General features: G+C 69.2%; 17 protein-coding genes and 3 tRNA genes. 8 read left to right on the forward strand and 12 right to left on the reverse strand.

All coding sequences use genetic code 11. From position 1 onward, the window contains the following. Positions 1 to 4: 4 nt before the first annotated feature. Positions 5 to 505: an Lrp/AsnC family transcriptional regulator gene (locus tag U1F38_RS13310; RefSeq protein WP_409987556.1), complete on the reverse strand. Its 501-nt coding sequence runs from the start codon at positions 503 to 505 to the stop codon at positions 5 to 7. A gap of 102 nt (positions 506 to 607) precedes the next feature. Between U1F38_RS13310 and mdeB the strand changes: the two genes are divergently transcribed. Beyond that, positions 608 to 3,250 carry an alpha-ketoglutarate dehydrogenase gene (gene mdeB, locus U1F38_RS13315; protein WP_409987557.1) on the forward strand — a complete coding sequence of 881 codons (2,643 nt, stop codon included), beginning with the start codon at positions 608 to 610 and terminating at the stop codon, positions 3,248 to 3,250. Positions 3,251 to 3,572: 322 nt separating this feature from the next. Here the strand turns inward: mdeB and U1F38_RS13320 are convergent. The 9 genes from U1F38_RS13320 to folC all read right to left on the reverse strand — a co-directional run bounded on the left by U1F38_RS13320 (position 3,573) and on the right by folC (position 10,931). Next, positions 3,573 to 3,649 (reverse strand) — tRNA-Asp (locus U1F38_RS13320). Between the two features lie 48 nt (positions 3,650 to 3,697). After that, a tRNA-Glu gene (locus tag U1F38_RS13325) sits at positions 3,698 to 3,773 on the reverse strand. Between the two features lie 38 nt (positions 3,774 to 3,811). Further along, positions 3,812 to 3,887 (reverse strand) — tRNA-Ala (locus U1F38_RS13330). Between the two features lie 37 nt (positions 3,888 to 3,924). Next, the gene (gltX, locus tag U1F38_RS13335; protein ID WP_409987558.1) at positions 3,925 to 5,334 is read right to left on the reverse strand and encodes a glutamate--tRNA ligase; all 1,410 of its coding nucleotides are present in this window, start codon (positions 5,332 to 5,334) and stop codon (positions 3,925 to 3,927) included. A gap of 55 nt (positions 5,335 to 5,389) precedes the next feature. Beyond that, positions 5,390 to 6,625, reverse strand: coding sequence for an O-succinylhomoserine sulfhydrylase (locus tag U1F38_RS13340; protein WP_409987559.1), 1,236 nt, complete (start codon positions 6,623 to 6,625; stop codon positions 5,390 to 5,392). A gap of 14 nt (positions 6,626 to 6,639) precedes the next feature. Then, positions 6,640 to 8,115 (reverse strand): amidophosphoribosyltransferase, encoded by a 1,476-nt coding sequence (gene purF, locus U1F38_RS13345; protein WP_409987560.1) that lies wholly within the window; start codon positions 8,113 to 8,115, stop codon positions 6,640 to 6,642. 42 nt (positions 8,116 to 8,157) lie between these two features. Beyond that, a complete protein-coding gene (locus tag U1F38_RS13350; protein WP_409987561.1) occupies positions 8,158 to 8,646 on the reverse strand; it encodes a CvpA family protein in 489 nt (162 codons plus the stop codon). A 28-nt stretch (positions 8,647 to 8,674) separates the two neighbouring features. Then, positions 8,675 to 9,610 carry an SPOR domain-containing protein gene (locus U1F38_RS13355; RefSeq protein WP_409987562.1) on the reverse strand — a complete coding sequence of 312 codons (936 nt, stop codon included), beginning with the start codon at positions 9,608 to 9,610 and terminating at the stop codon, positions 8,675 to 8,677. 16 nt (positions 9,611 to 9,626) lie between these two features. Further along, entirely contained in the window at positions 9,627 to 10,931 is a 1,305-nt protein-coding gene (gene folC, locus U1F38_RS13360) for a bifunctional tetrahydrofolate synthase/dihydrofolate synthase (protein WP_409987563.1), read from the reverse strand. 52 nt (positions 10,932 to 10,983) lie between these two features. Here folC and U1F38_RS13365 point away from each other — a divergent pair, with 52 nt between their 5' ends. Then, positions 10,984 to 11,355, forward strand: coding sequence for a Spx/MgsR family RNA polymerase-binding regulatory protein (locus tag U1F38_RS13365; protein ID WP_409987564.1), 372 nt, complete (start codon positions 10,984 to 10,986; stop codon positions 11,353 to 11,355). A 7-nt stretch (positions 11,356 to 11,362) separates the two neighbouring features. Next, entirely contained in the window at positions 11,363 to 12,814 is a 1,452-nt protein-coding gene (cls, locus tag U1F38_RS13370; RefSeq protein ID WP_409987565.1) for a cardiolipin synthase, read from the forward strand. An 11-nt stretch (positions 12,815 to 12,825) separates the two neighbouring features. Here the strand turns inward: cls and U1F38_RS13375 are convergent, their stop codons facing one another. Next, complete coding sequence (locus U1F38_RS13375; RefSeq protein WP_409987566.1) at positions 12,826 to 13,953, reverse strand: alcohol dehydrogenase catalytic domain-containing protein; 1,128 nt, start codon at positions 13,951 to 13,953, stop codon at positions 12,826 to 12,828. Positions 13,954 to 14,100: 147 nt separating this feature from the next. Between U1F38_RS13375 and U1F38_RS13380 the strand changes: the two genes are divergently transcribed. From U1F38_RS13380 to U1F38_RS13400, 5 genes are all read left to right on the forward strand, one after another. Beyond that, entirely contained in the window at positions 14,101 to 15,573 is a 1,473-nt protein-coding gene (locus tag U1F38_RS13380; protein WP_409987567.1) for an NAD-dependent succinate-semialdehyde dehydrogenase, read from the forward strand. Positions 15,574 to 15,650: 77 nt separating this feature from the next. After that, complete coding sequence (locus U1F38_RS13385) at positions 15,651 to 16,418, forward strand: basic amino acid ABC transporter substrate-binding protein (protein WP_409987568.1); 768 nt, start codon at positions 15,651 to 15,653, stop codon at positions 16,416 to 16,418. Positions 16,419 to 16,484: 66 nt separating this feature from the next. Next, positions 16,485 to 17,261 carry an amino acid ABC transporter permease gene (locus U1F38_RS13390; protein WP_409987569.1) on the forward strand — a complete coding sequence of 259 codons (777 nt, stop codon included), beginning with the start codon at positions 16,485 to 16,487 and terminating at the stop codon, positions 17,259 to 17,261. Between the two features lie 94 nt (positions 17,262 to 17,355). Continuing rightward, complete coding sequence (locus U1F38_RS13395) at positions 17,356 to 19,005, forward strand: murein L,D-transpeptidase (protein WP_409987570.1); 1,650 nt, start codon at positions 17,356 to 17,358, stop codon at positions 19,003 to 19,005. A gap of 49 nt (positions 19,006 to 19,054) precedes the next feature. Further along, positions 19,055 to 19,624, forward strand: a complete 570-nt coding sequence (locus U1F38_RS13400; protein ID WP_409987571.1) for a YcbK family protein — start codon at positions 19,055 to 19,057, stop codon at positions 19,622 to 19,624. Between the two features lie 8 nt (positions 19,625 to 19,632). Here U1F38_RS13400 and U1F38_RS13405 read toward each other — a convergent pair whose 3' ends face one another. Continuing rightward, entirely contained in the window at positions 19,633 to 21,009 is a 1,377-nt protein-coding gene (locus U1F38_RS13405) for an NAD(P)/FAD-dependent oxidoreductase (protein WP_409987643.1), read from the reverse strand. Positions 21,010 to 21,147: the final 138 nt, after the last annotated feature.

The raw sequence follows: 21,147 nt of genomic DNA on the forward strand, positions 1-21,147 counted from the left end.
GACATCAGGTGGATCGAAACCGGGCAACTGTAGCGGTGTTGGCCGGCGGCAACGGCAGCGCCGTCTTGTAGCGCACCTGCTTGAGGGCGAAGCTGGACCGGATCTTCTCGATCTCGGCCATCGGCGTGAGCTGCTCCAGGATAAAGCGCTCCAGCGCCGCGATGTCGGGCAGGGCGACGCGGATCAGGTAGTCCGAGTCGCCGCTCATCAGGTAGCACTCCATCACCTCGTCGTGCTCGGCGATGCGGCGCTCGAATTCGGCCAGCGCCTCGCGGCTCTGGGTCTTGAGGCTGATGCTGATGAAGACGTTCAGGCCCAGCCCCAGCGCCTGGGCGTTGACCAGCGCCACGTAGCGCGCGATCATGCCGCTGGACTCCAGCGCCTTGACGCGCGCCAGGCAAGGCGAGGGCGACAGGTGCACCCGCCGGGCCAGCTCCACATTGGACAGCGAGCCGTCGGCCTGCAGCTCGGCGAGGATGCGCAAATCGATGACGTCCAGCTTCATGTACTGCAATCATTCAAATGATCCGCAGATTGTGCTGCAAGCCGACGCACAAGGCCGCAGATCAGCAGCCTGTTTTTCGTTCATCGGCATACAGTGCCTGGCATGAGCGCCCCCCTGCCCTCTTTCGCCAGCACCACACCCGGAGCACCCATGGACATCGACCCGCAGGAAACCGCCGAATGGCGCGATGCCTTTGCCGCGCTGGTGACCGCCCACGGCCCGGAGCGTGCGCGCTTCATGCTTCATGAACTGGTGCGCGCCGCCCATGCGCAGCAGGTGGGCTGGCGGCCCGAGTTGAACACGCCCCACGTCAACACCATTGCGGCGTCCGCGCAGCCGGTGTTTCCGGGCGACTTGGCCGTCGAGGAACGCCTGGCCTCGCTGATGCGCTGGAACGCGCTGGCCATGGTGGTGCGCGCCAACAAAGCCTATGGCGAACTGGGCGGGCACATTGCCAGCTATGCCAGCGCGGCCGACCTGTTCGAGGTGGGGTTCAACCATTTCTTTCGGGCGCGCGAAGGCCTGGGCGCGGCCCAGCACCGAGGGGATCTGGTGTTCTTTCAGCCGCACAGCGCTCCCGGCGTGTATGCCCGCGCCTTTCTCGAAGGCTTTCTGAGCGAGGCCGACCTGCTGCACTTTCGCCAGGAGCTCACCGCCCCAGAGCAGGGCGCGCGCGGCCTGTGCAGCTACCCGCATCCGTGGTCGATGCCGGACTTCTGGCAGTTCCCCACCGGCTCGATGGGCATTGGCCCCATCAGCAGCATCTACCACGCGCGCTTCATGCACTTTCTCACCGACCGGGGGCTGCTCGATTGCGCGGGCCGAAAGGTCTGGGGGGTGTTTGGCGATGGCGAGATGGACGAGCCCGAGAGCACCAGCGCGCTGACGCTGGCCGCGCGCGAGGGGCTGGACAACCTGGTGTGGGTGGTCAACTGCAACCTGCAGCGGCTGGATGGCCCGGTGCGCGGCAACGGCAGCATCGTGGGCGAGCTGGAGCGCCTGTTCACCGGCAGCGGCTGGAACGTGATCAAGCTGCTGTGGGGCAGCGACTGGGACGGCCTGTTTGCGCGCGACGTCACGGGCGCCCTGGTGCGCACCCTGGGCGACACCGTCGATGGCCAGATGCAGACCTTTGCCGCCAAGGACGGGCGCTTCAACCGCGATCACTTTTTCGGCCAGAACCCCGAACTGGCCGCGCTGGTACAGGGCCTGACCGACGAGCAGATCGACCACTTGAAGCGCGGCGGCCACGACCTGGTGAAGATCCACGCCGCCTACGCCGCAGCGGCGGCGCACAAGGGCCAGCCCACCGTGATCCTGGCGCACACCAAGAAGGGCTATGGCATGGGCGCGGCCGGCCAGGGCCGCATGACCACGCACAGCCAGAAGAAGCTGGACGATGCGGAGCTGATCGCCTTTCGCGACCGCTTCAAGCTGCCGCTCAGCGACGAGCAGGCCACCGGCCTGGCCTTCATCAAGCCCGCAGCCGACAGCGCCGAAATGCAGTACCTGCAGGCGCGCCGCCAGGCCCTGGGCGGCCACCTGCCGCGGCGCCAGACCACGTGCGACACCGTGCCCGTGCCGGCGCTGGCCGGCTACGCCCAGTTTGCGCTGCAGGCCGCCGGCAAGCCCATGAGCACCACCATGGCCTTCGTGCGCCTGCTGGGCAACCTGCTGAAGGACGCCACGCTGGGCCCGCGCATCGTGCCCATCGTGGCCGACGAGGCGCGCACCTTCGGCATGGCCAACCTGTTCAAGCAGGTGGGCATCTACAGCCACGTCGGCCAGCGCTACGCGCCCGAGGACATCGGCTCCATCCTGTCGTACCGCGAGGCGCGCGACGGCCAGATCCTGGAAGAAGGCATCAGTGAGGCCGGCGCCATCGCCAGCTGGACGGCGGCGGCCACCAGCTACAGCGTGCACGGCCTGGCCATGCTGCCGTTTTTCATCTACTACTCGATGTTCGGCTTTCAGCGGGTGGGTGACGCCATCTGGGCCGCGGCCGACCAGCGCGCACGCGGCTTTCTGCTGGGCGCCACCAGCGGGCGCACCACGTTGGGCGGCGAGGGCCTGCAGCACCAGGACGGCGCCAGCCACCTGGCGGCCGCGCAAATCCCCAACTGCAAAGCCTGGGACCCGGCCTTTGCCGGCGAACTGGCCGTCATCGTCGAAGCCGGCATGCGCGAGATGTTGATCGAGCAGCGCGATGTCTTCTACTACATCACGCTGATGAACGAGAACTACGCCCAGCCCGACCTGCCCGCGGAGGCGCACCAGGGCGTGCTGCGCGGATGCTATATGTTCAATAGCTGCTTGCGCATGTCGGACGGGCGCGAGAGCCTGATTTCATCTGAAAGCCAGGTCACACTGCTGGGCTCGGGCGCGATCCTGACCGAGGTGATCAGGGCCGCCGAGCAGCTGGCCGCGCAAGGCGTCACCGCGCACGTGATCAGCGTCACCAGCTGGAGCGAGCTGGAGCGCGACGGCCAGGCCTGCGCCAGTCGGGGCAAGGCCACGCCCTGGATCGCCCAGGTGCTGCAGCGCACGCAGGGCCCGGTGATTGCCGCCACCGACTACGTCCGCGCCGTGCCCGAGGCCGTGCGCGCCTTCATGCCCGCAGGCCGGCGCTACGTCACGCTGGGCACCGACGGCTTTGGCCGCAGCGACACGCGCGCGGCGCTGCGCCGGCACTTTGGCGTGGATGCGGCCAGCGTGGCGCAGGCCGCGCTGGCGGCCTTGCGCTGAACCTGGAAACGGCAGTTGACCGCTTGTCATCTTCCTGGACACCACGCCATGCTTGACTTCACTTAGCTCCGACCACGTTCACCTGTGGGGTGAGCGCGCTATGCACTTGCCAGCACCGCTCTCGACGCGCCATGCGGTGTTGCTCCACCTTGCGGGCAGTAGCCCGCTGCGTTGTCGCGCCTTGCCTGGCACGCCGAGAGCGGCACTGGCAAGCGCATCCAACTGCCGTTTCCAGGCTGAAGCAGCGGGTGGTTGTGGGCCGCACCAGCGCGGCCAGGCAAAGAAAAAGGACCTGATCAAGGATCAGGCCCTTCTTGAGCTTTGGCGGAGTGGACGGGACTCGAACCCGCGACCCCCGGCGTGACAGGCCGGTATTCTAACCGACTGAACTACCACTCCGCGTCGGTGTCGCGTTCGGCTCAAAGCGAGCCCAAGTGCGACAAAACTTGGCGACCCTACGGGGATTCGAACCCCGGTACTCACCGTGAAAGGGTGATGTCCTAGGCCTCTAGACGATAGGGTCAAAACCTTGGAACAACTGACCGATTCTCGACACTTTGATGGTGGAGGTAAGCGGGATCGAACCGCTGACCTCTTGCATGCCATGCAAGCGCTCTCCCAGCTGAGCTATACCCCCGTTTTTGGGTGTCGAGCCTCGCATTATATGCTGGATTTCACGGCCTTCTCAAGCGCGCCAAAACTTTTTCGCGCTGATGCAGGGCCAGCACCGCGTCGACCGATGGCGTCTGCGGCGTGCCCATGACCAGCACGCGCACCGGCATGGCCAGTTGCGGCATCTTCAGGCCGTGTTCGGCCAGGGTTTGCTTGAGCGCGGCGGCGATGTCGGAGGCCGTCCAGGGCGTGGCCTCCAGCCGCCCGGCCAGGCTGGCAATGGCCGGCCTGACGGCGTCGGTGAGGTGCTTGGCCAGGTCCTCGGCGCTGGGTTGCACGTCGGTGTAGTACGGCATCAGCCAGTCGGCCAGTGCCACCGTGGTATCAACGCGGTCCTTGAACAAGTCGCACAGCGCGGGCAGGCGATCGTCACCTTCGACGCCGCGCTTGTGCAACTGCGCGGCCACCAGGGGTGCCAACGCCGCGCCCCCCAGCATCTTGATGTGCTGGGCGTTGACCCAGCGCAGCTTGGCTTCGTCGAAGCGGCCGGCGCTGGTGCCCAGGTGATCAAGGTTGAACCACTGCAGGAACTGCGCACGCGAGAAGATTTCGTCGTCGCCATGGCTCCAGCCCAGGCGCGCCAGGTAGTTGACCATGGCGTCGGGCAGAAAGCCCTCGTCGCGATACTGGGTGACGGCCTTGGCGCCATTGCGCTTGCTCATCTTCTCGCCCTGCTCGTTGAGCACGGTGGGCAGGTGGGCGAACACCGGCACGCTGGCGCCCAGCGCCTCGAAGATGTGGATCTGGCGCGGCGTGTTGTTGACGTGGTCGTCGCCGCGGATGACATGGGTGATGCCCATGTCCATGTCGTCCACGCAGACGCAGAAGTTGTAGGTGGGCGTGCCGTCGGGCCGCGCAATGACCAGGTCGTCCAGCTCGCTGTTCTGAAATTCGATGCGGCCCTTGCACTTGTCGTCCCAGCCGACCACGCCCGAGAGCGGCGTCTTGAAGCGCAGCACGGGCTTGACGCCTTCGGGAATCGGCGGCAGTGTCTTGCCCGGCTCGGGGCGCCAGGTGCCGTCGTAGCGCGGCTTTTGCTTGGCGGCCATCTGGCGTTCGCGCAGCGCATCCAACTCGGCCACGCTCATGTAGCAGGGGTAGACGTGGCCGGCGGCCTGCAGTTGCGCGAGCACCTGCTTGTAGCGCTCCATGCGCTGCATCTGGTAGTAGGGGCCTTCATCATGGTCCAGCCCCAGCCAGGCCATGCCTTCCAGGATGACGTCCACCGAGGCCTGCGTGGAGCGCTCGAGGTCGGTGTCTTCGATGCGCAGGATGAACACGCCGCCCTGCGAGCGCGCAAACGCCCACGGATAGAGCGCCGAACGGATGTTGCCCAGATGGATGAAGCCGGTGGGCGACGGCGCAAAGCGCGTGCGCACGCGGGCGGTGGATGGATCGTGAGTTTGAGACATTTTCGTGCTCTGGCGCCCGCCTGGTGTGCGCGAGCAGCTATTCAATTGATAGTGTTCAGGTGATGCGACCGCAGCTATCCAGCCCGTGCGAGAGGTCGCGCAGGATGTCGGGCACGTGCTCCAGCCCCACCGACAGGCGCAGCAGGCCCTGCCCCACGCCGGCGGCCTGGCGCTGCGCTTCACTCAAGCGCCCGTGCGAGGTGCTGGCCGGGTGGCTGATGAGGGTGCGCACGTCGCCCAGGTTGGTGGCGATGGAGCACACGCGCGTGCTGTCGATGACGTGAAAGGCGCGCGCGCGGCCCTGCTCGGGGCTGGTGGCCTTGACGCTGAAGGCAATCACCGAGCCGCCCACGCCGCCCTGCTGCGCCATGGCCAGCTGGTGCTGCGGGTGCGAAGGCAGGCCGGGGTAGAACACGCGCTCGACGGCGGGGTGCGCCTCCAGCCAGCGGGCGATCTGCAGCGCGTTGGCGCTTTGCGCGGCCACGCGCAGGCTGAGCGTTTCCATGCCCTTGTGCACCACCCAGGCATTGAAGGGCGAGAGCACCATGCCGGCGGTGCGGATCAGCGGGGCAAACACCTCGTCGATCAGCTTGCGCGAGCCGCAAATGGCGCCGGCCATGACGCGGCCCTGGCCGTCGAGAAACTTGGTACCCGAATGGATGATGAGATCGGCCCCCAGTGCCAGCGGCTTTTGCAGCGCGGGCGTGGCAAAGCAGTTGTCCACCGCCAGCAGCGCGCCGGCTTTCTTGGCGATGGCGGCCAGCGCGGCGATGTCGCACACCTCGGTCAGCGGGTTGGTGGGCGTTTCGGCAAACAGCAGGCGCGTGTTGGGGCGCAGGGCCGCGCGCCACTGGCCCACGTCGGTTTGCGATACGAACGAGGTCTGCACGCCAAAGCGCGCGAACTCGCTGCCCAGCAGCTTGATGGTGGAGCCGAACATGGACTGCGAGCAGATCACGTGGTCGCCGCTTTTCAGCAGGCCCAGGGCCATCAGCAGGATGGCCGACATGCCGGTGCTGGTGGCAATGGCGGCCTCGGCGCCTTCCAGCGCGGCCAGGCGGCGCTCGAAGGCGGTGACCGAGGGGTTAGCCGTGCGGGTGTAGGTATAGCCCTCTTCCTGCATCGCAAAGCGGCGCGCCGAGGTCTCGGCGTCGGGCTGGATGAAGCAGCTGGTGAGGTACAGCGCCTCGGAGTGCTCGCCGTAGTGGCTGGGCGCGATGGACACGCGCACGGCCAGGGTGTCGGGGTGCAGGCCCTCGGGCAGGGCTCGTTCGTTCGGTTCGTGGCTCATGGTCGGGGCTTTCTTCAGGCAACGTCCTCGGGCGCAGTCGAGGGCTGCGGCCGGGCGGCGCGCAGGCGGGCGATGTCGTCTTCGGTGATGTCGCCCGTGACGTACTGGCCGTCGAAGCAGGACGCGTCAAAGCGCGTGACCTGCGGGTTGACGCTGGACACGGCCTGCTTCATGGCCGCCACGTCCTGGTAGATCAGTGCATCGGCACCGATGATGCGGCGCACCTCGTCGACGCTGCGCCCGTGGGCCACCAGCTCCTCGCGCGTGGGCATGTCGATGCCGTAGACGTTGGGGTGGCGCACCGGCGGCGCCGCGCTGGCCAGATACACCTTGCGCGCGCCGGCATCGCGCGCCATCTGCACGATCTCCTGGCTGGTGGTGCCGCGCACGATGGAGTCATCGACCAGCAGCACGTTGCGCCCGGCGAATTCGCTGGCGATCAGGCCCAGTTTTTGCCGCACCGAGCGCTTGCGCACGGCCTGGCCGGGCATGATGAAGGTGCGGCCCACGTAGCGGTTCTTGACGAAGCCCTCGCGGTAGGGCTTGCCCAGCGCGCGCGCCAGCTCGTTGGCACTGGGGCGGCTGGACTCGGGGATGGGGATGACGACGTCGATCTCGCTGGGCGGCACGGTGGAGATCACGCGCTTGGCCAGCGTCTGGCCTAGGTTCAGGCGCGCCTGATAGACCGAGATGCCGTCCAGCACCGAGTCGGGCCGCGCCAGATAGACGAACTCGAAGATGCACGGCGACAGCACCGGCCGGTCGGCGCACTGCCGCGCATGCACCTTGCCGTCCAGCGTGACGAACAGCGCCTCGCCGGGCGCCACGCAGCGCTCCATCACGTGGCCGGTGCCCTCCAGTGCCACCGACTCGCTGGCCGCCATGACGGCGCCATCCGCCGCACGCCCGAAGCACAGCGGGCGAATGCCGAAGGGGTCGCGAAACACCAGCATGCCGCAGCCCGCGATGTGCGCGATCACGGCATACGAGCCGCGCAGGCGCCGATGCACCGCCGCCACCGCGGCAAATGCCTGCTCGGGGCCCAGCGCGCCGTCGCGCGTGGCCTGCGCCAGCTCGTGGGCCAGCACGCCCAGCAGCACCTCGGAATCGCTGTCGGTGTTGATGTGGCGATGATCGCCCTGCAGCAGTTCGCGGCGCAAGGCCTGGGCATTGGTCAGGTTGCCGTTGTGCACCAGCACCAGGCCGAAGGGCGCGTTGGTGTAGAAGGGTTGCGCCTCTTCCTCGCTGTCGGCGTTGCCGGCAGTCGGATAGCGCACCTGGCCCAGGCCGCTGGTGCCCGGCAGCCCGCGCATGTTGCGGGTGCGAAACACGTCGCGCACCATGCCCTTGGCTTTGTGCATGAAGAACTTGCCGTTCTGCTGCGTCACGATGCCGGCGGCATCCTGGCCGCGGTGCTGCAGCAGCAGCAACGCGTCATAAAGCGTTTGATTGACCAGCGCGTTGCTGACCACGCCGACGATGCCACACATGATGAAATGATCCTGAATTGAGCGAGCCCGGTGGCCCGATTGTCACGTCGAAAGATATTGCCCGAGGGTGGCGGGCAAAATGGGCCGCAGTTGCGCAAGTGCCTGGTTCAACCAGGGGCCGCTGACCGATTCGCGCCACCAGGGTTCACTGCCCTGCCCCGCCACGTGGAGCGCGACGGCCAGCAACAGCAGCAGCAAGGCCCCGCGCAAAGCGCCGAACACCGCGCCCAGCAAGCGGTCCACCGGCCGCATGCCCAGCGAGCGTGCGGCGCCGCGCACGGCCCATGCCAGCATGCCGCCGGCAAAGGCCACGGCGATGAACACCAGCACGAAGCCCGCCGCGGCGCGCCACACGGTGGACGCATCGCCCATCGGCAGCGCTTGGCCCAGCGGCTCGGCGGCCCAGCGGGCGGCAAAGTACGCCAGCACCCAGCCGCCCAGCGACAGGGCCTCGTACAGCAAACCGCGCCAGGCGCCCAGCACCAGCGAGGCCAGCACGATGCCCAGGCAAATCCAGTCGAACGGGTGCATGGCCAGCCCAGCGCGACGTGTCAGCCCCTCAAAGGCTGAAGATGCCGCCCGCCAATCCGGCTTTCTTGAGGGCGTCGGCGGCTTTCTCGGCCTCGGCCCGGCTGGCGAACGGCCCCACCCGAACACGCGTGCGCTTGCCGTCCTTGGTGTCCACCACCTGGGTGTAGGTCTTCAGGCCGGCGCGCTCGGCCTTCTGGCGGGCTTCCTGCGCCTTGTCGGCCTCGGCAAACGCGCCGATCTGCACGATGAAGCGGCCCGTATCGCCACCGCCCGCCGATGCCGCGGGCTTGGCGGCAGGGGTGTCGCCGGCCAGGGCGGCGCGGGCGCGCGCGGCATCCTCGCGCTGCTTGCGGGCGTCGGCCTCGCGCCGAGCCTTGGCGTCGGCCTCCTGCTGCGCCTTGGCCTTGGCCTCTTTCTGAGCCTGGGCCTTGGCCTCTTGCTGGGCCTTGGCCTGTTCGTCGCGCCGGGCCTTGGCGCGGGCTTCATCCTCGGACGCGGCCTTGGCCTTGGCGTCGTCGTCGCGCGCCGGTTGCGCGGGGGCGGGCGCCGGCGTGACGTCTGGCGTGCGCGCGGCGCTGGCGGGCGCCGGCTTGGGCGCGGCGGCGTCGCCGCCGGCCGGCCTGGCCGCGGCGGGCGGTACCACTTCCTCGCGCTCGCTCAGGCTGGCCGGGGCCGCGACATCGGCCGCTTTGGGCGCCTTGGGCGCTGCCAGGGGCGCGGCGCTGTCGCGATCGGGGATGGTGATGGGGGCGTTGATGGCCACCGGCCGCGGCTGGGTGTCGAACAGCAGCGGAAAGCCGATGACCGCCACCAGCACCAGCACGACGGCGCCGATCAGGCGATGACGCGCGCGCCGGCGCAGGCTCTCGACCGTCTCGGTCGATGCATTGGCGGCCGCCTCGGCGGTGCGTGGGGACGTCTTGGCAGGGCTGGCGTTGCTCTGGCGGAACTTGAAAAATGCCATGGTGCAGGGTCAGCAGTCAGCGGTCGGCATGCTGCCAGGGCGCGTCGGAGTCGAGGTGCGGTACACCCTGCTCGAGCACGCCGCCGACGGTGAAAAACGAGCCAAAGCAAACGATTCTATCAGTGGGCTGCACGCGCGCGGCCGCCGCGTTGAAGGCCTGCATGGGCGAGCCGAACAGCTCGGACGCGGCGCCGGCGCGCTGCGTGATGGAGCGCCACAGGGCTTGCAAGTCCTGCGCCTTGGCGGCGCGCGGCGTGGGCAGGTCGGTGAAGTACCAGCGGTCGATGATCGGGTCCATCTGCCGCAGGATGGCCGCGATGTCCTTGTCGGCCATGGCGCCGAAGACGCCGTGCGTCATCAGAAAAGACCCCATGGCGTCCAGGCTTTGCGCCAGCGCCGCTACCGCGTGCGGGTTGTGCGCCACGTCCAGGATCACCACCGGGTGGCCGGACACCACCTGAAAACGCCCGGGCAAATCCATCAGGCCAAAGCCGTTGCGCACGGCCTGCGCCGTCACCGGCAGGCGCGCGCGCAGCGCGTCCAGCGCGGCCAGCACGCCCGAAGCGTTGATGAGCTGGTTGGCCCCGCGCAGCGTGGGATAGGCCAGCCCGCTGTAGCGGCGCCCGCGCCCGGCCCAGGCCCATTGCTGCGGGTTGTTGCCCTGGTAGTTGAAGTCGCGCCCCAGCAGCCACAGATCGGCGCCGATGGCCTTGGCGTGGTCAATCACGCTTTGCGGTGGCACCGGGTCGCTGACGATGGCGGGCCGGCCGGCGCGCATGATGCCGGCCTTCTCGAAGCCGATCTTCTCGCGCGTGTCGCCCAGCAGCGCGGCATGGTCGATGTCGATGCTGGTGATGATGGCACAGTCGGTATCGATGATGTTGACCGCGTCCAGTCGCCCGCCCAGGCCGACTTCGAGGATCACCGCGTCCAGCCCCGCGCGCGCCATCGCCTGCAGGATGGCCAGGGTGGTGAACTCGAAATAGGTCAGCGAGATGTCGCCGCGCGCGGCCTCCACCTGCTCCAGGCAGCCCACCAGCTCGGCCGCGTCGATGGACTGGCCGCGGATGCGACAGCGCTCCTCGAAGTGAATCAGGTGCGGCGAGGTGTAGACCCCCGTGCGCCAGCCCGCCTGCAGCAAGATGGCCTCGAGCATGGCGCAGGTAGAGCCCTTGCCGTTGGTGCCCGCCACGGTGAGGACGGGGCAGTCAAAGCGCAGCTTCATGCGTTGGGCCACGGTGCGGACGCGATCGAGGCCCAACTCGATGGCGGTGGGGTGCAATTGCTCGCAGTAGGCGAGCCAGTCGGCAAGTGTCTTCATGGAAGGCGCAATTGTCGCGCCAAGCAAGGATGCCATGGCATCATCCCGGGCCATGACTGCCCCATCCGTCACGCTCTACGGCATTGCCAACTGCGACACCGTGAAGAAGTCGCGCGCGTGGCTGCTCGAGCATGGCGCGGCGGTGCACTTTCACGACTTCAGGAAGGCCGGGGTGCCCCCCGATCACCTGCGGCACTGGATCGATGCCGTCGGCTGGGAGCGGCTGCTGAACCGCCAGGGCACGACCTGGCGCAAGCTGGATGCGGGCACGCAGGCTGCCGTGGTCGACGCCGCCAGCGCCGCCGCCCTGCTGCAGGCGCACGCCAGCGCGATCCGCCGCCCGGTGATCGAATGGGATGTCGGCGCGTCCGCCGTCACCGTCGGCTTCGCGCCCGCCGACTGGCGGGCGCTGCTGGCCCGCTGAAGCCCCCATGTCCGCGCTCACCGTCGCCGGCCACCCCTGGACCTTCTGGCTGGGCTGGGCCTGGAGCGTCTCCAGCGTCATCGTCACCACCTGGATCGTGATGCAGCGGCGCGCGCCGCAGTCCACCCTGGCGTGGATCATCGTCGTCAACCTGCTGCCGGTGATCGGCCTGCCGGTGTACGCCTATTTCGGGCCGCAGCGCATCACGCGCCAGCGCCTGAAGCGCTGGCACACGCAGGCGTCGCTGATGTCGCAGCGCGACTTGCAGACCCTGCGCGCGCACCGGCCCGAGCCGCCGCTGTGGGCGGTGCAGCACGCGCGGCTGATCGAGGCCAGCTGCGGGCTGCCGATCTGCAGTGCGTACGGGATCGAACTGCTGGTCAGTGGCGGCGCCAAGCTTCAGGCGCTGTTGCGCGAGATCGCTGCCGCGCGCAACCACATCCACCTCGAGTACTACATCTTCGAGCCCGACCACAGCGGCGGCGCGGTGCTGGACGCGCTCGCGGCGCGCGCGCGCGAAGGCATCGCCGTGCGACTGCTGGTGGACGCGATCGGCTCCGGGCGCCTGCTGTCGCGCCGGCACCGGCACGTGCTCGATCCGCTGGTGCAGGCCGGCGGCGAGCTGGCGGTTTTTCATCGCGCGCGGATCGATCTTCTGCGCCCGCTGGTCAACCTGCGCACGCACCGCAAGATCGCGGTGATCGACGGGCGCGTGGGCCTGGTCGGGGGCATCAACGTCACCGACGACGAGAACGAGCAGGTTCGCCCGCAGGACGCCTACCGCGACACGCACCTGCTGCTGCGCGGCAGCGCGGTGCGCTGGCTGCAATACGTCTTTTTGCAGGACTGGTACTACGCCAGCGGACGCCAGCCCGCGCACGACGGCCACATGCTGCCGCGGGGCGAGCCCCCGGGCCAGTTGCCGGTGCAGATCGTGGCCTCGGGGCCGGACAACGACGGCGAGGCCATCCACCGCGCCATGCTCGACGCCCTGAGCCTGGCCAACGAACGCGTGTGGCTGTCCACGCCCTACTTCGTGCCCACCGAGCCGGCCATCACCGCGCTGACCAACGCGGCGCTGCGCGGCGTGCAGGTCAAGCTGATCGTGCCCGAACGCAGTGACTCGCGCATCGTCACCGCTGCCGCGCGCTCCTACTACAAGGAGCTGCAAGACGCCGGCGTGCTGGTGTTCGAGTACCGCGGCCGCATGTTCCACCCCAAGACGCTGTTGATGGATTCGCTCTACAGCATGGTCGGCAGCGCCAACTTCGACAACCGCAGCTTTCGTCTGAACTTCGAGGTGGCCGCGGTACTGTACGACCGCGCGCTCAACCAGCAACTGGCCGACCTGTTCGAAGCCGACCTGTCGCACTGTCGCCTCGTGCCGCGCGATCGGCGCACGCCGGTGCACCAGCAGTTCTTCGAGGCGGTGGCGCGGCTGGGCTCGCCATTGCTCTGAAAATCAGAGCATCAGTCCAACACCAGACAGTCGCGCAGGCCCGATCCCGAGGCCAGGTGGTCGAACCCTTCGTTGACCTGATCGAGCGTGAAGGCGCGCCCCAGCAGGCGATCCACCGGCAGCTTGCCCATCTTGTACAGGTCGACGTAGCGCCCGATGTCGGCGGCCGGCACGCCCGAGCCCAGGTAGCTGCCCAGCACGTCGCGCTCCTCGCCCACCAGTTGGGCGATCGGCAGCGAGAACGCAGCCTTGGGGTGCGGCAGGCCCGATGTCACCGTCAGGCCGCCGCGACGCGTGAGCTTGTAGGCCGTCTCGAAGGCCGGCACGCTGCCCGCTGCGTCATAGCCCACATCCACCGCGCCGCCGGCGGCCGCCAGCAAATCGGCGTCGCCCTTCATCTCGCGCGGGTCGATCAGGTGCGTGGCGCCCAGCGTGCGCGCCAGCTCGCGCTTGCCGCTGTCCAGCTCGACGGCGACCACGCGGCGCGCGCCGGCGGCCACCGCCGCCAGCAGGCCGCTCAGGCCCACGCCACCCAGACCGACGATGGCCACCGTATCGCCGGGCTTGACCCGCGCCCGGTTGATGATGGCGCCCGCGCCCGTCAGCACCGCGCAGCCGAACAGCGCGGCCTCGCGGTGCGACAGCTCGGCTTCGATCTTCACGCACGAGCGCCGCGAGACCACGGCGTACTCGGCAAAGCAGGACACGCCCAGGTGATGATTCAGCGCCTCGCCGCCCGCGTGCAGGCGCCGCGCGCCGCCCAGCAGCGTGCCCTGGGTGTTGGCGCGCGCCCCGGGCTCGCACAGCGCCGGGCGCCCGCCCATGCAGGGCGCGCAGCCGCCGCAGCTGGGCACGAACACGCTGACCACGTGATCGCCCGGCTTCAGGTCGTCCACGCCCGGCCCGACCTGCACCACCTCGCCCGAGGACTCGTGCCCCAGCGCCAGCGGCATCACGCGCGGGCGGTCGCCGCTGATGACCGACAGGTCGGAATGGCACAGCCCGGCCACCTTGATCCGCACCAGCACCTCGCCGGTGCCCGGCGGGTCCAGCTCGACCTCGGTGACCTGAACCGGGCGGCTTTGGGCATAGGGCGCGGGCAGGCCCATTTCACGCAATACGGCGGCACGAACTTTCATGCGACATCTCCTTCTGGATGCCGGCATTGTGCCCGCGCACCATGGCCGGGCGGCGGTCGCCAAAGAGACACAACACCCGTGGTGTAGTGAAACGCTACCATCGGCTGAACGCGATCGCCTCAACCCCTGACCAAATGGAGCCCCCTCATGGACGCCCGCACATCTCCCCTGGCCCCACTCAATGACCCCAGCCTGCTCAAGACCGACAGCCTGATCAACGGCAAGTGGGTCAAGGGCGCCAGCCGCTTCGACGTGCACGACCCGGCCACCGGCCGCAAGCTGGCCGATGTGGCCGACCTGGGCGCCAAGGAGACCAAGGCCGCCATCACCGCCGCCAACGCCGCCTGGCCCGCCTGGCGCAACCAGACCGCCAAGCAGCGCCACGCGCTGTTGATGAAGTGGTTCGAGCTGCTGATGGACAACCAGGACGACCTGGCGCGCCTGATGACGGCCGAGCAGGGCAAGCCCCTGGCCGAGGCCAAGGGCGAGGTGGCCTACGGCGCCAGCTTTGTCGAGTGGTTTGCCGAAGAGGCCAAGCGCGTGCACGGCCAGACCCTGCCCACCTTCGACAACAACAAGCGCCTCACCGTCATCCAGCAACCCATCGGCGTGTGCGCCGCCATCACGCCGTGGAATTTTCCGCTGGCCATGATCACGCGCAAGGTGGCGCCGGCGCTGGCCGCCGGCTGCACGGTGGTCATCAAGCCGGCCGAGCTGACGCCGCTGACAGCGCTGGCCGCGGCCGAGCTGGCGCAGCGCGCAGGCTTTGCGCCGGGTGTCATCAACGTCATCACCGGCACCGACGCGCCGGCCATCGGCCAGGCACTGTGCGAGAGTGATGTCGTGCGCCACCTGTCTTTCACCGGCTCCACCGAGGTCGGCCGCATCCTGGCGGCGCAGTGCGCGCCCACGGTCAAGAAAATGTCGCTGGAGCTGGGCGGCAACGCGCCCTTCATCGTGTTCGACGACGCCGACCTGGACTCGGCCGTCGAAGGCGCGCTGGCCAGCAAGTACCGCAACGCGGGCCAGACCTGCGTGTGCGCCAACCGCCTGTATGTGCAAGACGGCGTGTATGACGCGTTCGTCAAGAAGCTGGCCGCCAAGGTCAAGGCCATGAAGGTGGGCAACGGTTTTGACGAGGGCGTGACGGTGGGCCCGCTGATCGAGCCCGCCGCCCTGAGCAAGGTCGAGAAGCACGTCAAGGACGCCGTCAAGAAAGGCGGCAAGCTGGTGACGGGCGGCAGCCGGCTCAAGGGCCAGTTCTTCGAGCCCACCGTGATCTCCGGCGCCACCGCGCAGATGCTGGTGGCGCGCGAGGAGACCTTCGGCCCGCTGGCGCCGGTGTTCCGCTTCAAGACCGAGCAGGACGCCATCGACGCCGCCAACGCCACCATCTTCGGCCTGGCCAGCTACTTCTACGCGCGCGACATCGGCCGCATCACCCGCGTGAGCGAAGCGCTGGAATACGGCATCGTGGGCATCAACACCGGCCTGATCTCCAGCGAGCACGTGCCCTTCGGCGGCGTCAAGCAGTCGGGCCTGGGGCGCGAGGGCTCCACGCACGGCATCGCCGAATATCTGGAGATGAAATACCTATGCACCGGCGACGTCTTGAAATGACCCGCCGGCGCCCGCCCCGCCAAAAGGGGCGCGCGCTTTTACAATCCCAGCCCCGTCACCGCCTGAGCGCCGCCACCATGCAAACACGCCGCCTCCTCCTGTCCGCCCTGCTCGCCACGGGCGTGCTGGCCGCGCTGCCCGCCGCGGCGCAAAGCAAGGACCGCGAATACGTGGTGGCCTCCAGCGCCACCTACACGCCGTTTGCCTTCGAGAACAAGGACAAGCAGATCGTCGGCTTCGACATCGACATCGTCAACGCCATCGCCCAGAAGGAGAAGATGAAGCTGCGCATCGTGAACACGCCGTTCACCAGCATCTTCGCCTCGCTCAACAACGGTGACGTGGACTTCGTCATTTCGGGCGTCACCATCAACGACAAGCGCAAGCAGAGCTTCGATTTTTCGGCGCCCTATTTCGACGCGCGGCAGCTGATCGCCGTGCCCAAGTCCAGCACCGTCAAGTCGCTGCAGGACCTCAAGGACAAGAAGGTGGCCGTGGTCAGCGGCTCCACCGGCGACGACGTCATCAGCCGGGTGCAGGGCAAGACCAGCGCCAACATCCGCCGTTTCGAGAGCACGCCGCTGATCATGTCCGAGCTGTCGGGTGGCGGCGTGGACGCGGCCATCGGCGACAACGGCGTGATCGCCTACCGCGCCTCGCTCGACCCCAACCTCAAGACCGTGGAAGACCCCAACTTCCCCAAGGAGCACTTCGGCATCGTGGTGCGCAAGGGCGACAAGGCGCTGCTTGACCGGATCAACGCGGGCCTGGCCGCGATCCGCGCCGACGGCACGTACAACACCATCTACAAGAAGTGGTTCAAGACCGACTACGTGGCGCAGTAAGCTCGCCCTGTCCCTCTCCTCTCAAGGCCGCCCCGCGGCCTTTGCATTTTTTGCCCGGAGCAAGCGATGGATGACGCCAAGCCCGTGACCTGGTTCGGGTGGTTCCGCCCCGACATCCTGGTCGAGTACAAGCAGCTGTTCTGGTCCGGCGCGCTGGTGACGGTAGGCATGACGATTGCCTGCATCGCCATGGGCATCTTCCTGGGCCTGCTGCTGGCGCTGGCGCGCCTGGCCGACGCGCGCCACCAGCCCTGGAAGGGCATCTTCAAATACGCGCTGCGCTGGCCCTCCACGGTGTACGTCAGCTTCTTTCGCGGCACGCCGCTGTTCGTGCAGATTCTGCTGATGCACTTTGCGGTGATGCCGCTGTTCATCCACCCCGTCAACGGGCTGCTGATCAGTGGCGAGCTGGCGCGAACGCTCAAGCAGGACCACGGCGCGCTGATCTCGGGCGTGGTGGCGCTCACGCTCAACTCGGCGGCCTACATCTCGGAGGTGTTTCGCGCCGGCATCCAGTCGATCGCGCGCGGTCAGCAGCAAGCCGCGCTGTCGCTGGGCATGACGCACGGGCAAATGCTGCGCTACATCGTCATCCCGCAGGCCTTTCGGCGCATGCTGCCGCCGCTGGGCAACAACATGATCTCGCTGCTGAAGGACACCTCGCTCGTGTCCGCCATCGGCCTGGCCGAGCTGGCCTACGCCGCGCGCACCGTGGCCGGGGCCTACGGCCGCTATTGGGAGCCGTACCTGTTCATCGCCCTGATCTACTGGCTGATGACCTTCGGCCTGGCCGTGGGCCTGCGCCGGCTGGAGAACCATCTGGGGCGCTCCGACCGCGTGTAGCGCGAGGCCAAACGCGCCGCCGCTATCATGGTGCATGACACCCCGCCACCCGCGGTGCCAACGACCGCCCCCGATTCAGCAGCACTCCCGCACGATGTCCGTCTTCCGCGTGGCGGCGCGCCGCGCCCTCCCCCTCGTTTGCGCCAGCGGTGTCTGGCTGGGGCCAACGCCGCCGGCCTGGGCCGACGCGCTTTGGCTGGACGGCTCCGGCCGGCCGCTCGCCGCAGCGCACACGGTTGTCGACTGGCTGACCCACGCCGAACGCGACGGCCTTCAGCCGGCCGACTACGGCGCCGCCGACCTGGCCCGCGCCGTCGCGGCGGCGCAGGCGCAGGCCCCGAGCGCCGATGAGGTCGCGCGGCTGGACACCGCCCTCACCGACGCCGCCACCCGCTACCTGCAGCAACTGCGCTACGGCCGGGTGGACGCCACCCGCCAGCTCAACGCCCACTACGACAGCGCCACCGCAGCGCCCACCGACCTGCCGCTGCAGCTGCGCGAGGCCGTTGCCCGCGGCACGCCCGACGAGGCCCGGCGCGCGGCCACGCCGCCCTGGCCGCAGTACGCAGCCTTGCGCGACGCACTGGCCCGCTACCGGGCGCTGGGCGACGACCCGGCCTGGCAGCAGGCACTGCCGCCGCTGCCGGGGGGCAAGCTCGGCCCCGGTCAGCGCTGGGCCGGCGTGCCGACCCTGGCCGAGCGCCTGAGCGCGCTGGGCGATCTGCCCAAAGGCACGCCCGCGCCGCAGGACTACGACGCTGCGCTGCAAGCCGCGGTCAAAGCCTTCCAGGCGCGGCATGGCCTGGCCGACGACGGCGTGCTGGGCAAGGCCACGGTCGATGCGCTGAACGTCGCGCCCGCCGCCCGCGCACGCCAGATCGCGCTGGCGCTGGAGCGCCTGCGCCTGACGCCGCTGCCCGCGGCCCCGCGCTTCATCACCGTCAACATCCCCGAGTTCGAGCTGCGCGCCTTCTCGCAGGACGCTGCCATGTCCGCCAGCGCCACGCCGGCCGTGCGCCAGGATCTGCAAATGCACGTCATCGTCGGCAAGGCGCTGGACACGCGCACGCCGCAGTTCGACGAGGACATGCGCTGGATCGAATTCAGCCCGTACTGGAACATCCCGGCTTCCATCGCGCGCAAGGAAACCGTGCCCAAGCTGCGCGCCAACCCGGGCTACCTGGCCGCGCAGGGCATGGAATTCGTCGGGTCGGACGGCGCCAGCACCGCGGTGACGCCCGAGGCGCTGGACGCCGTGCTGGCCGGGCGCCTGCGCATCCGCCAGCGGCCGGGGCCGCGCAACGCGCTGGGCAACGTGAAATTCATCCTGCCCAACAACCAGGCGATCTACCTGCACGACACCCCGACGCCGGCCCTGTTCGGGCGCCCCCGGCGCGACTTCAGCCACGGTTGCGTCCGCGTGGAGCAGCCGGTGTCGCTGGCGCACTGGCTGCTGCACGACCAGCCGCAATGGACCGAGGCGCGCATCCAGCAGGCCATGCGCCAGGCGCGCCCGACCACCGCGACGCTGACCGAGGGCGTGCCGGTGCTGATCGTCTACCGCACCGCCATCGCGCTGCCCGATGGGCGCGTGGGCTTCGTGCCCGATCTGTACGGGCTGGACGAGCGCCTGGCCCGGGCGCTGGCGGCAGGCCGCACGCGGGGCCAGGCGCCGCAGGCGCAGAGCAGCCCCGCGCTGTTGCATTTTTCCGCTGGCGCTCCGTTCCTGATAGCTGCACAATGAGCCTGCACGCCCGCCGGTCGGCCCTTTTCCCCATCGCATTGAGCACGCCATGAAGAATCCGCATCGTCGCCTGTTTCTCGGTCGCAGCCTGGGCGCCGCCCAAGTGGCTGCCGCGGCGGTGCTGCTGCCGGGGGCCGCGCGCGCGCTGACGACAGCACCGGCCGCGCCGTCCGACGTGCGTGCGCTGTCGTTCAACCACCTGCACACCAGCGAGCACATCGCCCTGGTGTACGCGCGCGGCGCGCAGTTCGTGGCGCCGGCGCTGACCAGCCTGAACCACTTCCTGCGCGACCACTACAGCGGCGACGTCGGCGTGATCGACCCCGAGCTGTTCAACGTGCTGCACCAGGTGCGGCGCGTGCTGGGCACCGAGCAGCCGTTTGACGTCATCTCCGGCTACCGCAGCGCGCACACCAACGAAACCCTGCGCACCACGCGCGGCGGCGGCGTGGCCAAGCACAGCCTGCACATGGACGGCAAGGCGATCGACGTGCGCCTGCCCGGTGTGGCCCTGGCCGATTTGCGCGACGCGGCCATCGAGCTCAAGCTGGGCGGCGTGGGCTTTTATCCGCGCGAGAACTTCGTGCACATCGACACCGGGCGCGTGCGCACCTGGTGAGCCCGCTCTCAGGCCGGGGCCGAGCCCAGACGCCGCAGCACCCCGCGCGCCGCGCACACGCCGCTGGCCAGGCTGGCCGTCAGCAGATAGCCGCCGGTGGGCGCCTCCCAGTCCAGCATCTCGCCGGCGCAGAACACGCCGGGCAAGCCGCGCAGCTCCAAGTCGTCCGTCAACGCATCCAGCCGCACGCCGCCGGCCGTGCTGATGGCCTCGGCCACCGGGCGCGGCGCGCGCAGGGTGATGGGCAGCGCGCCGATGGCCTGCGCCACGGCCTGCGGGCTCTTGAGTTGCTCTGGCGACAGCCGCTCGTGCAGCAGCGCCAGATGCACACGGCCCAGGCCCAGCCGGCTCTTGAGGTGCGAGGACAGGCTGCGGCTGCCGCGCGGGTGCGCCACCGCGGCCAGCACCTGCGCGGGCGAGCGATCGGGTTGCAGGTTGAGGTGCAGCGTCGCGCTGCCATGGCGCGCGATCTCATCGCGCAGCAGGTGGCTGGCGGCATAGACCAGGCTGCCCTCGATGCCGGTAGCTGTCAGCACGAACTCGCCGCGCCGCTCGAAGCACCGGCCCAGGCTGTCGGCAAAGCGCAGCACCACATTCTTCAGCGGCTGGCCGGCAAAGCGCTGTGCCAGATAGGGCGACCAGCCCACACCATCACCCGCCGCCGGCGCGCTGACGTCGGTCGCGCCCACCGGCCCGCCGCGCGGCGCCACGTCAAAGCCGCAGTTGGCCGGCAGCAAAGGCGCCACCGCGGCCCCCGCCTGCGCCAGCCAGGGCGTCCAGGCGCCGTCCGAGCCCAGGCGTGGCCAGCTGGCACCACCCAGCGCCAGCACGGCCGCGCGCGGGCGCACGGTCACAGTGCCGACCGACGTTTCAAGGCAAAAAGTGCCCCCAGCGCTTTCTGGACAAGCGTCAGCAGCTATCGAATCGGAAGTATTCGGCGCCGCCCACCCCACCCAGCGGTGCCGCATATGAAAGCGCACCGGTGCGGCGCCCGGCGCCTGCGGGTTGCGCAAGCGATGCAGCCAGGCGCGCAGCAGCGGCGCCGCCTTCATCTCGGTCGGAAACACCCGCCCCGACGTGCCCACGAAGGTCTGCACCCCCAGCCCCGCCGCCCACTCGCGCACCGCATCCGGCCCGAATTCGCGCAGCCAACCGGCCACCGCATCGGCCGCGCCCGCATCGCCATCGCCCTGCCGAAAGCGCCCGATGAACGCATCGAGGTGTTCCGAATGCGTCAGGTTCAGCCCCCCGCGCCCGGCCAGCAGGAACTTGCGCCCGGCCGAGGGCATGGCGTCAAAGACATCCACCGCCACCCCGGCGCGCGACAGCACATCCGCCGCCATCAGGCCGGCGGGACCGGCGCCGAGAATGGCGACGTCGGGCATTTCGATCGCTGGGGCAGAGGTCACGGGCACGGCAGTCTGAAAGCCGGCGATTGTGCCGCGCCCGCGGGCCGGCGCTTGCGGCCGACACCGGACGGCCATGGAATAAAACCGCTGCCGCGGCTGTTCACGCCCATGTCC

This window comes from Ottowia sp. (assembly GCF_046348305.1).
GTDB lineage: Bacteria > Pseudomonadota > Gammaproteobacteria > Burkholderiales > Burkholderiaceae_C > Ottowia.